At 30.2% G+C, this 12,833-nt stretch carries 11 protein-coding genes; 1 reads left to right on the top strand and 10 read right to left on the bottom strand.

All coding sequences use genetic code 11. The features are described from left to right. Window positions 1-227 precede the first annotated feature (227 nt). A complete protein-coding gene (locus FG383_RS20960; RefSeq protein ID WP_185907943.1) occupies window positions 228-371 on the top strand; it encodes a hypothetical protein in 144 nt (47 codons plus the stop codon). A 544-nt stretch (window positions 372-915) separates the two neighbouring features. Here the strand turns inward: FG383_RS20960 and FG383_RS13330 are convergent. From FG383_RS13330 to FG383_RS13285, 10 genes are all read right to left on the bottom strand, one after another. Continuing rightward, entirely contained in the window at window positions 916-1,110 is a 195-nt protein-coding gene (locus tag FG383_RS13330; protein ID WP_142607887.1) for a hypothetical protein, read from the bottom strand. A 264-nt stretch (window positions 1,111-1,374) separates the two neighbouring features. Beyond that, entirely contained in the window at window positions 1,375-2,406 is a 1,032-nt protein-coding gene (galE, locus tag FG383_RS13325) for a UDP-glucose 4-epimerase GalE (protein WP_142607886.1), read from the bottom strand. Window positions 2,407-2,561: 155 nt separating this feature from the next. After that, complete coding sequence (locus FG383_RS13320; protein WP_142607885.1) at window positions 2,562-3,635, bottom strand: N-acetylneuraminate synthase family protein; 1,074 nt, start codon at window positions 3,633-3,635, stop codon at window positions 2,562-2,564. A gap of 12 nt (window positions 3,636-3,647) precedes the next feature. Further along, on the bottom strand, window positions 3,648-5,282 hold the full coding sequence (locus tag FG383_RS13315) for a cytidylyltransferase domain-containing protein (RefSeq protein WP_142607884.1): 1,635 nt from the start codon (window positions 5,280-5,282) through the stop codon (window positions 3,648-3,650). A 107-nt stretch (window positions 5,283-5,389) separates the two neighbouring features. After that, a complete protein-coding gene (locus FG383_RS13310; protein WP_246097002.1) occupies window positions 5,390-6,631 on the bottom strand; it encodes a lipopolysaccharide biosynthesis protein in 1,242 nt (413 codons plus the stop codon). A 255-nt stretch (window positions 6,632-6,886) separates the two neighbouring features. Continuing rightward, window positions 6,887-8,308, bottom strand: a complete 1,422-nt coding sequence (locus tag FG383_RS13305) for a hypothetical protein (RefSeq protein ID WP_142607882.1) — start codon at window positions 8,306-8,308, stop codon at window positions 6,887-6,889. 130 nt (window positions 8,309-8,438) lie between these two features. Next, complete coding sequence (locus FG383_RS13300; RefSeq protein WP_142607881.1) at window positions 8,439-9,770, bottom strand: O-antigen ligase family protein; 1,332 nt, start codon at window positions 9,768-9,770, stop codon at window positions 8,439-8,441. 76 nt (window positions 9,771-9,846) lie between these two features. Then, window positions 9,847-10,995 (bottom strand): glycosyltransferase family 4 protein, encoded by a 1,149-nt coding sequence (locus tag FG383_RS13295; protein ID WP_142607880.1) that lies wholly within the window; start codon window positions 10,993-10,995, stop codon window positions 9,847-9,849. Between the two features lie 247 nt (window positions 10,996-11,242). After that, window positions 11,243-12,019: a glycosyltransferase family A protein gene (locus FG383_RS13290; RefSeq protein ID WP_142607879.1), complete on the bottom strand. Its 777-nt coding sequence runs from the start codon at window positions 12,017-12,019 to the stop codon at window positions 11,243-11,245. Between the two features lie 30 nt (window positions 12,020-12,049). Next, a complete protein-coding gene (locus tag FG383_RS13285) occupies window positions 12,050-12,832 on the bottom strand; it encodes a glycosyltransferase family 2 protein (RefSeq protein WP_142607878.1) in 783 nt (260 codons plus the stop codon). Window position 12,833 lies beyond the last annotated feature (1 nt).

Raw genomic sequence — 12,833 nt, 5'->3', positions numbered from 1 at the left:
AACAAAAAATCATCAGTAAAAGTGCACTGTACACTTTTCTGATGATAAATTTGACATATATATTGATCAAAATTGTTCATGCTATGGCGAAAGGTACCAGCTTCATATTGAATTCTGAATTGTTCGAGAACCTCGTACACGACATTGCATAGTTGGAAAATTGTTTTCAGAAAATAAAACTACAAGATACATATACTGTCTACAAAAAGAACATGGGGTCTGAGGATATGAAAAAACGGAAAAAAGGTGATGAGCACATGCCGACAATCACACTGAAACAACTTGAAAAAAGAGTTGAAACCAATGCGAAGAAATCCGAAGATGCTGTGAAACGAATCTCAAAAAGAAAACAGAAACAAAATCAGAGTTAGAAATAGATTACGAGGCGGTGTCCATCTCAAATTAGGAGATGATTTATTATGTGCATTCAAGCTATTATCCAGTAACTATGAAGCTTTGGATATCGAATGTTAGAAGAGTGGTTAAGTCAACTAGAAAGAGATTTTCAGTAATTATCCTATTAAGCCGAGGGCACTGAAAAAGTCCAGATAGTTTAACTTATCAAGGTATTCGACGATTCAATCCTCGAATACCTCGCTTTTTTTCATTTGTTTCTAACACATTGTAGGGGCGAGTTTTTCGGGTCTCGCTGTCCGACTACTACTGGGCTTTCGATTGACCATCGCCCAAAAAATGAAGCACAAGATTTCAATTTCGACTGCTTTTCCTTTGCTTACATATGATTACTAATTACTGTTTAATAGTGAATTGTAGTAAATTGTCAGAATAGTTCCTAACACAGGGACGCGTTTTTAAAAGAATCCTGGATTAGTGTGGCTAATCCATCAATTCCTTTTCGCATATCCGTTTTTCCAAAAACGATGCAGATGTTTTTCACGCTTGTATAATCCTGTTTCATAGATGTCTCAACTCCCTCATAACGGTTTGGATGATGCGTTCATCTACGCCACTATAGAAGGAAATTTCTGCATGTGCCGTTTTAATCGTGCAAATGCTCGGGAAAAGGGAGTCCAAGGGAGTAAACGGTAAAGAATTTTCACTAACTGGATGAAGCTTAACGGGGACGATTGTTAATTTTTGATGTGGCATAAAAAAAGCATCTCCTTAGATTGATACATGTATCGTACCAGGAGGTGCTACGTGATTTATATGCGTTGTTTGATTGGGGGCTGAGTCGGATTCTAGCATTCCAGTTAAATGAAACGAATATTTAGTCAATTAAAGACAAAAAAATTCATTTCCGCAAGGAAAGCCCATTCATAGTATTCAGTCAAACTATGAATGAGCTTATCTTTCTTAAAGCGATTTGTGTAAATAACTAGCACCTTAAACCAAAAATTAAGATTCAATGCCCTAGATAGAACTCTTTACAGTTTTATTAAGTTCTTCTTTCTGTCTATAATTCGTCTCAAACCGCCAAGCATCACGACACATCTCCACAATATCACGCTTAGCTCCCCACCCTAACTCTCGCTCTGCCTTTGAAACATCCGCGTAACAAGAAGCAATATCACCAGAACGTCGCTCCACAATATCATAAGGTACTTCAATATCATTCGCTTCTTCGAAAGCATGTACTAACTCTAGTACACTCGTTCCTCGACCCGTACCAAGATTATAAATATGTAAACCTTCTTTTAGATGATCTAGGGCCGCTACATGTCCTTCAGCCACATCAACGACATGAATATAATCACGTACTCCCGTGCCATCCACAGTATGATAATCATCACCAAACACTCTCAACTTCGAAAGCTTACCTGTTGCCACTTGTGTAATATAAGGCATTAAGTTATTTGGAATCCCATTAGGTGCTTCACCGATTAAGCCACTTTCATGAGCACCTACTGGATTAAAATACCGGAGTAGTGAAACACCAAAACCCGGATTCACTTTTGCAATATCAGTTAATATTCGTTCGCACATTGCTTTCGTTTCACCATAGGGATTCGTCGTAGGTAATAAATCCATTGTCTCCATAAACGGTACCGTATTATCCCCATACACGGTTGCCGATGAACTAAACACAAATCGCTCAACACCATACTTTAAACAAGCCTTGGCAACAATTATAGTACTGACAAGATTATTAAAATAATAAGCATCTGGTTTCTCTACAGACTCACCCACTGCTTTCAAACCCGCAAAATGAATGACGCCATCAATCTTGTGAGACTTAAATAAAGTATCAACTGCTTCAGCATCCGTTACATCAATCTCACGAAAGGTAACTTCTTTATCTACAATTTGCTTAACTATCTCAACAGCCTCACGCCTACTATTACATAAATTATCTGCAATAATCACAGAATGGCCAGCCTCTAGCAAAGCTACACATGTATGTGAGCCAATATATCCTGCACCACCTGTTACTAGAATATTCACTAGATGACCTCCATTTCATTAAGTGTCAGTATCAAACATAAATTATAGTTAGTTGTCAGAATAGCTTGGAATTACTTCTTGCAGAGAGACGCTTTTTAATTTATTTAAGCTGCATCCTCGGTTATTTTTACAGCATAGCCACCAATAAGGAAATTTTATCCTTTAATCATTTCATATTGTAAAATAGAATCTTCAGTAATAGCTTCTTTCGCAACTTTTCCGAGTACTTTATCAATCTCCGATGGTGAAATTCCAGTACCTGGTCTTTTAAAAGTAAGCATCTCTTTGGTAATCGTATCTCCTTTTTCAATATCGCAATTTGCTACTAAAGATCTTCGTGCATTTTGTCTTGATACTATTTCTGAATCTAAGCACTTTATATCGTAAGATCCTCTTATTGTTTCAATAAAGCTTATACCACTAATGATTTTGCTCGCATCATTTGGATCCATTGCATGGTAATGATCATTACCTGGTAAAGTTTTATCCAAAGTGAAATGTTTTTCTATCACGATTGCACCTAAGTTATATGCTGTTTTAATAATATCTGCGTGCACATCAGGTTTTGTATGATCGGAATACCCAATAATAACATCAGGATAATTATTCTTTAGTGTAACGATTTTATTTAAGTTGGCATGTTCGAATGGAGTAGGATACTCCAGAACACAATGGAGTAAAACAATTGGTTCATTATTATGTGCTCTGATCACTCGCAGGGTTCTTTCGATTTCGTCTTCGTTTGAAGCTCCAACAGAAAGTAAAATAGGTTTCCCCTTTTTTGCTTGATATTCAACAAATGGAAGGTTATTTAAATCTGATGAAGAAATTTTATAAACCACCATCAAATCAGAGAGGTAATCAGCAGATTCAATGTCAAATGCCGTAGATAAAAATTCCACACCTAAGTAATCGCAATATTCGAACAACTCTTTATATTCCTTATATGAAAAACTATCAAATTTTTTGAATAGCTCATATTGTGAAGTTGTAGACTCTTCATTTGTATCCCAATAAGATGGTGACTCTTTAGCTGCTAATGTATCTGCCTTATACGATTGGAATTTAACAGCATGGATGCCTGCTTCCTTTGCTTCTTTAATCATTAATTTTGCGGCTTCCATAGTTGTTATATTCAATTTTTTAGCGATGTCATAATAATTGACACCAATTTCTGCAATCAGTACAAATTTCCCTGCCATTGCTCTTTCTAAAATTCGACTCTTCATTTTAACCCTCCATTACAAATTTCGATCAAGTACTAAATTAATAACTCTTTGAACCCCACTCTTTAGGTCTCTTTTTAACATTTGCTCTTTCATCTGTTTTCTTATTTGTGGGCTATTAATTAACCAAAGTAAAGTTTCTTTAATTGTACGATCTTCTACTTTTTTACCAAGCCCTAAATTAATAAACCCATTTTCTAAATATCCAAATTCATGGTGTAATTCTCTTTCATTTTGGGCTAAAAGTATTGTAGGGACTGCCATCGATGCGAGCTCAAGCATTGTTCTTCCTTGAGACGATAATGCAATATCAGCTTTACTCATATATTCTGTCATACGTTTTACATCTCTTACAATATCAATATTTAAATCTGAATCGTTAGCTGCAGAAATTAATTCCTCACTGTGTTTATAACCCATACCTAAGATAAAAGTGTAATGAATATAATTATTAGGTATTAAATTTATAGCCTCAAATATTCTAGATGTAAGATTACATGGGTCGGTTCCTCCAAATATAATCAATATTTCTTTAACATCTTCATTAAATACAGCTGGTTTTGCAAGTAGAAACTCATCTCTTATACAATAATAACTGCTTCCCCAAAAATGATTTTGATATTCATTCCTCTTATCATAAAGGTCATTAATAACTGCATCTGCGTAAGGTGCCCCTGTTCCAAGATCTTCAAAGTTTACAACACGAACTCCTAATCCCTTACAATTATTTACATATTCTTTTGTTGTATCGAGAATGTCGTTTATTAGAATATCGCATTTATATTCTTCTACTAGCCCATCAATATCAAAATTATCTTCTATGATGTCATATTTGAAATGACTATCTTGAATTTTTTTTATTCCCATGTTTGAACGACTTGATAAAACAAATCTCACATCATGATCAATTAGATTATATGCTAGAAGTAAACATCTATAAATATGCCCTAATCCAATCTCTGCATACCCATCAGTTCTTATTAAAATACTTTTCTTAGATAGTTCCTTTTCGGCTACCCACCAATCTTGTGGGTTGTCGATATCAATACATTCCTTTTCTGGAACTTCATAGATTGACACATTAGGACCAAGTCTACTTTGTTCATTTACAAATTCCCTTTTAGTAATAACAAATGCTCCGGTTTCATGTAAGTTTTTAGGAAGGTATTGACGATTAAGTCTTTCTTTATAAAGTGGTATAATTTCCCCGTCTTTTTCAGTCCAAGAAAGATGTGGACGATTAATACCACTAATTACTGTATCAAAATCATTATTAGAGAAATAAGAGATAGCAGCGTCTAACGTCGCTGTTGTTAATAATGGTGAAGTAGGTTGCATCGTAATAACATAATCATAATTAAAACCCTTCTCTTCTTCCATTTCTAATAAAGTATGATGGATTACAGGATCTAATGTAACTTTATCAGTTGCCAACTCAGCAGATCTTTTAATTACTATTGCGCCATACAATTCAGCAATTCCCTCAATTTCTTCGTCATCAGTAGATACAGCGACATCTAATTTAAATGAACTATTCAAGGCATTTTCTATACTATAGCTAATTAAAGGCTTTCCACACATTAGCCTAATATTCTTTCTTGGAATCCCTTTTGACCCACCTCGAGCAGGTATAATTACTAATATGTCCAATTAACTAGTCACCATCCATTTTTAATCGTTATTATGATTTTTTTATTAATGTAATATATTTAATGCTAGTCTTCTAGTATTCATACTACTAATATTTCTAATTATCCTTACTTACCTTTAATTTTTAATAAAAAGACAGTATTCATCAATATCGAATATATGATAAAACTTATCGAAGTTGCAATTGCAACTGATGTAATTGACTTATTAAAATACAAAAAAACTATACTTAGTGCAATATTAATAAGAATACTCACTACCTGAATTGCCATATATACTTTTTGATTATCTGTTGAATTAAAATAAGCAGCAGCTAAATTTACTAAAGTTAAAGGATATAACCCCATTAATAATAGTTGGGCAGCCCTAATTCCATCATTATATTCTGGCATATACCAAGTAATGAAGTATGGTAATAATATGTACCCTATTATCATCACAAAAATCATGCTAATAGCTAATATAGTATTGACTTTCCAATATAATCTTTTGATTTTAGAATAATCTCCAATACTTACTAACTCCACTATTTTTGGATACATAACTTGACTAATAACCTGTGGAAAAAGCATCATTGTACTGAAAACCATCATCCCTACACCATAATTCCCTAAATCCTTTGGTGTCATAAAAATTGAAATAATTATTCGATCAATTGCAATCATTATACTCCAAATAATTCCAACAATCAGGATAGGAAATCCAATTTTCACCAATCGCTTATACTCGTAAATAGTATGCAAACTTTTAATTTTAGGAAATACCTTTTTACCCATGAAAGTATGTATTAATAAGGAAAATAGCATTCCTAAATAAAGACCAATATATCCATAAAAAAAGACCAAGATTACTGTAATAATTGTCTGAGACATACTTTTGATAGAAATTAAAGTTGAAGCTCTCTTGAAGTTTTGTTCAGATTTATAATACATATCCACATAACCAGATAAATATGTAAATCCACTAATAATCGACCCTAATAATAATCCCATTTTATATTCAATTTTTATTTGTGTAAAAAAAGTAATTAAACTACTAACTATCAGCAATAACACTAATAAAAGAGGGATAGTAAAAATAAAGGAAAATACAGTTTCTCTTATTTCTATGACTCTTTTATAGTCTTTTCTCACTAAAAAAAAAGGAATTTCCCTATTCATTGCATTAAAAGTTCCAAGTTGAAATAAGGGAATAAAAGTAAAAATCAGTGATACTGTTAACCAGTAACCGAATTGTTCTGGACCTAATATATTCCTGGTTACAATTCCAAGTACAAAAGCCAATACCGCATTAATTAATGTTGCAGTTCCAAGTGATGCAATATTTATTAGTATTTTATTATTTAGCATTTTATTCAATATTATACCAACTTACTATAGGTATTTTACTACCCTTTTTTTGTAGTTATTTATATATAAAATCATATTCCATAAAACTTATATTTTATGTAAAAAAAACACTTTATACAAGTCATTTACAACGAGTTAAGGATGTTAGCCTCTTACAACTTCTTCTATCCTAACAGTGGGGGCATTGTGAATATTTGAATTTTCATTTTTTCTGATACATTTTATTATAAATTTTTATATTATCTCTAACTTTGCTTAATTTAGCAAAGGCGTAATTATTTCTATTCTGTTAACATTATCTGCAAAAAAATCGCTAGTAGAATATGAAATAGTTTTAAAGTTCTTTATACAATCTTCTAATTCTTCGACATTTTTTGCTAACATGACAACACCTTTTTCTATTAAAAATTCCATTTCTTCTATCCCAGAGAAATTAATTAATACAGTTTTACAATTCAATACTATTCCCTCATAAATGGCAGTAGAGTATACACCAACTTGAAATTCTGATTCCGCTAATATTTGATATAAGTTTCTTTTGTTGTTATCAATAATTGTGAAATTTTCCAAACCATCTGCTTGTATTAATTCAGGATATATTTCTCTCCATAGTTTATATTCACTGGGGTGCAGCTTATATTTTACTTTGTAATCTATATTATCCCTTGCAAATTCATATGCAATATGAATTAATTCCTTTGCAATTGTTCCTTGCGAAATAAAAGCAATAGTCTTTTGTGATTTCTTTGTATCTTTAAGTTTATCCAACTGGGTTGATAAATATGGATATCCCATAATGTTAATATTTTTTTCTTTTAAAGGTATAGCAGTAGAATCCTTCCAATACTTTCCGAAAATTAATATTTTATCTGGAAAATAAGGTATCTTTTTCTTTACAGGAAAGCTATAACCCAAATGGTAATTCGTCATTATACCATGTTGTAATTCAATTACTGTAATTTCTTTATCTTGGGCAGCAGCAATCAATGGCTCTTGTCCGTAAGAACAAATCAAAATAATTTTTTTGGGTTTCCAGCTATCAAACAATTTGCAATAGTATTTATATGTTTGCTTAAAATTATGAATATTCTTTTTTGTCATCAATAATATATCTATTTCCAAATTAAAACTCTCATATATTTCTCTTTTTATTCTTTCTATTAATTGCTTATCTTGCTCTCCAAAACGTATTTTGACAAAAAAACTGGATACTTTCATTTTGTATAATGAATTAAGGGCAATTTTTGTAGAATTAGAATCATAGTATTCTTTATTATTAGTTCCAACTTCAAGAAATTCGTAATCATAAAAGTCAAGTTCATTAAACGCATCTCTCAAAAAATATGTGTAAATATCTGTTTTTTTCCCATTATAATTTCCTTTTCTAGGACTTTGAAAAACAAGAATACCCTTTTTCTCTTTGGATCTTAAAGCATTATATTTATAGATATCAATTTCTTTTTTTGTAACTTCAATAATTTTTTTTAGATTACTAATATTATTACTTGGATGTGGATCGCCATAAAGTCCAAGTTTTTTAGTTAAAATAGTGTATACTTGGAATCTAAGTATTTTCCAAAAATATATTCCATCTATTTCATGCTCAAAAAGATTGTATTTTAATTCAATATCCTTAATAAAATCAGTAATATCTTTAAGGTTATTTTTCATTCCCAAAAATATCCATCCTTTTTTTATAACTTTTAATACAGCAACCAAAAATTGAAACTATCTTTCGCCTTATATTTTTTCACTAATGATAGAAGGGCCGATAATAATACTAAGTATTGATGTGTTATTTATTTAATTATTTATCTTCAAAATACTTTAACTCCTTGAAATTTTTTACTAGGTATATAATTATAAGAATAATAATCCAAAATCTTGGTGAAAGATAATCAGCTCTATACATACTAGTTATAAATAAATGTACTAAAAGCATATATGTGACTACTGAGTATTTATTAACTTCTATTTTTAAATTTATTAAAACTCGTCTCATGATAATAATAAATATAGAGATTACACATATTAAACCTACAAATCCATTTTCAAATGTAAAGTCAGTAAATAGGTTGTTAGAGGTACTATGTATAGGTTCCCCTGACGGTAATTTTTTTACATACTTTAAGTATTCAAAAGAATTAGGTCCCAAACCAAATAGTATATTCCATACTTTATATTCAAATATCCACTTAAAGGGTTGGGTTACCATATAAGTTCTTGCAGACCCAGTTGAATCAAACATTGTATCAAATCTACCTAATACAGGGTATAAAATTTTTCCAACATTAAAAATATTAAATATAAAAACACCTAATATAGAGAATAAAATGGTCAGGAATGAGGCAAGTAAAACAGTTTTATATTTAAATTTATTATAAATACCTATATTTAGAATAACTAAAAGACTAACAACTACTAACAATAGATTTACATAACCACCTCCTGAAAAAGTGAAAAAGAGAACCATAGTTGCAAATAAAATAAATAATATTCTATATAAACTTTTCTTGATAAATAAGAAACTCAAAATAATGGAATCGATGATAAAAGGTGCGAAAAAACTAGGCTCATTAGCTAAAGATGTTAATCGAAAATTAAACTGTGCTATCGAAACATCAACACTATGCAGTAAGGAGCGTGTATCTAACTCTAAGAATGGAATTCCAAAGACGAAATGAAGTAATTGCCAAACCCCAAACGCTAGCATAAAAATACAACCAAATAGATATAGACTAATCATTTTAAATATTTTGTTTTTATTTTCATTATTTATATAGTCTACTAATAAAAAAGTTACAAAGAAATAAACCAATACATTTATTAATCTATTCACAAAATCTGTCTCTAAAAAGGACTTATAATCGAGATCCTCTATAAAAAAGATATTCAAAATAATAGTAATAGTAGATAAAAATATTGGTAAAAAAAAGAGAACTATAACAGACTTTGATAATGAATCAATTTTCAAATGGCCTTTTTTAAAAATTACAATACTACTGGTTATTATTAGAAGTATTGATACAAGTAAACTAGTAGGTATTACTGAAACATTTTGATATATAGAAGACACTACAAAGGGTCCTGTGAAAAAAAATAAATAGATAAAAAACTTTTGTATACTTTTCACTTGCATTAAAATCTCCTTTATTTATAGACTATCTAAATTATGTTTCCCCCAATCAAGAATTCATTTCTTTTCTAATTTAAAATTATAATATTTCGATAAATTTATCCACGTGAAAGTTTGGATTAAATTCTAAGCTGTTATTTCTCGCTTGTCTCCTTTTGTCGTCTATAATTCCATTTCCTTCATGTGAGTAAACGCATATTTTTTCTATCACTTCAATTAATTTCTTACTATTACCTTCTTCTACTAACCAAGAATTCGAGTCATTTAATACTTGTTTATGTACGTCATTGTTCCAAGCAACTATGATTTTTCCAGCTGACATCGCTTCTAATAAACTATGTGATAAGCCTCCAGCCATAGAAGAGATATTTAAAAACAAGAAGATATCTCCTGTTTGAAATATCGATTCTAGATCGGTAAATTTATACTTTCCCTGATAATTAATTGTAGGTAATCTTTTCTGTAAATGCGTATCATCCCCGTATGCAATAAACTTTTTATTTATACTACTTTGCTGAGAAACTCTTTCAAAATAAGAAAAGCCCTTACTTTCATGAAGTCTCCCTGCATATACAATTGTATACTGTTTTTTTAGTCGATCAGTATTAATAGCTAGATAATTAAAATTATGTGGAATTGCATTAGGAATACATAATATTTTATTAGCAATCTCTGGATACATCATTTCATAAAATTGTTTGGTGTCATAACCATTGGTTATAATTTTAGTACTCTTTTTCAATAAGCTCTTTTCTAAGAATCCCGCTATTCTTTTTTTAATCCCAAATAACGCGTTTCCTACTTCACCAACACTCTTACTTCTAATCCATACTATTTTTTTCGAACTTTTATAATTTATATTTTTCCAACTAAGATAACTATTACAAAAAGATCCCATTATAGATCCAATAAATATAAAATAATCATTTGATATATCTTTATTTGATATGTATTTTTCTACTTGTTCAGAGTATGCAATATAGTTTAATAAAAAGAATCTCTTTTCAGGACTATTAATTTTTATTGGTTTTAATTTCGCTCTAATCTTGTCGTTTGACCACTTTGTAACTAATTTTTTATTCACGTTATTATCGTCATGAACATAGTAAATATTAATTTCTATATTTTTATTCTCAGAAAGAATTGGAAAGAAATAATCAGCCCAAGTTTCAACGCCTCCAAACCCTTCAATCAATTGTGAATAAAAGAAAAAATGTAAACGTTTCACTACTTGCCCCCTAATTCTTTTTTAATTTAAAACCTTTGGCACTATTTTAAATAGACCTCTATAGCTTTTAAACAATCGGTAGAACTTCTTCTTTTGTTAGCATCCTTTTAAAAATGAATTATTACTCTTTCTTTGCCTTATTATATTACTAATTTATGCTATATTTCTTGTTACTCCACTTAGAATCAATGTTTTGTTGCTCAATAGAACCTAATTTAGTACATAATATACATGTTAATATTCAACTCTAATAGTTTCTAATACCTTTAATTAGTAATTTAAATGCTTCTAATATTTTCTTATCATCTTTAAAAAGACTGCGTTTTCTAATAACAAATTGTAAAGATAGCAGACTTGCCCACCTTCTCGAAATGTTATAAAACAAAGCGCCTTTATCTATAAAAAACTTATCTGTATAGCCATTAAACCAAGTAGATTCCTTATGGGTTACAGTACCTATTTTTTCAGGGGATGCATAAATTTTCAATCCTTTTTTTAAGCTATCCATTATTAATATACTATCTTCCCCACTTCCATATTTTGCTCCTCCACCAAATAGAAGTGAAAAATATATATTCTTCTTTCGTAGACTTTCCGTTCTTATTGCTACCCTAAAAGTTCCATATCTTAAACAATTATAAAATCTTAATCTTTTTTCATCATGTATAATATATTCTTCTCGCTCAGGATTCGTACTTTGGACATTAAAAACAATAATGTTTGCTTTAGGGTTACTTTTGAAGGCATTTATTATTATATCTTTATAATTGTCGACATAAGTAACATCATCATCCGCAAATAAACATATATCAGCTGTAGCTCTCATAAGCGCATTATTTCTACTTAAGCCAATTCCACGCTCAGCAAAAGATAAAAATTTTATTTCATTTCCTTTATATACAAAATTTTGAAAATCGTTCTTATTGCATTGATTAATAAATATGGCATCCGATTGAATATTCATTTTTTCAAGTAAACTATGATCATCTTGATACATAGTTGATACTAAAACTTGTAGGTTCATAATAGCCTCCCCTTATATCTCCAAAAGTAACTAGTTTACAAACTTTATCTTTCTATACTTTTTTACTGATTTCAGTATATGACTTGTCATAAAATATATTGAACTAATCGGATTCAAACCAATAAATCTAAACACTTTGTACGTCATTTTAATCGTCTTTACTTTATTTCCCGACTTAGAATTTCGTGAAATTCTATATATAAGCAGAGGTTCATTTATACCATAAGCACAAACTCCAGTATTTAAAACTCTTAACCAAACAGCATAGTCTTCATGCATATCATCATTTTCCATTTTTATATTTCTGAAAAATTCCTTCTTTATCAGTACTGATGAACACGAAATAACATTATGTGTTCTCAAGTTCTTATAAGTTACCTTATTAGGAACTTCAAAAACGCCTTGATAATCTATCCCATTTTCATTTATATAAGATGAACCTGTAAATATAAATTCAGCAGCTCTTATTTCTGCATGTGCTATCTGTTTATGTAATTTAGTTTTATCCCACATGTCATCACTATCTAAAAATGCGATCCAGTCACCATTAGCAAGCGATATTCCTCTATTTCTAGTAGCTGATACACCTTGATTCTTCTCATTAATATAAAACTGTATACGTTCATCTTTGATTGACAGTTTTTCTAAAATTTCTACCGTTTTATCACTTGACTCGTCATCTATTACTATTAGTTCCCATAATTGATATGTCTGCTCGATAACAGAATTAATTGCTTCTTCTATATACATTTCACAGTTATATGCAGGCATTATAATACTTACTAAAGTCTCTTCTTTATTTAAATATTTCATA

Source organism: Psychrobacillus soli, from assembly GCF_006861775.1.
In the GTDB taxonomy this organism is placed as follows: Bacteria; Bacillota; Bacilli; order Bacillales_A; family Planococcaceae; genus Psychrobacillus; species Psychrobacillus soli.
This window is presented reverse-complemented; position numbering and strand designations above follow the sequence as displayed.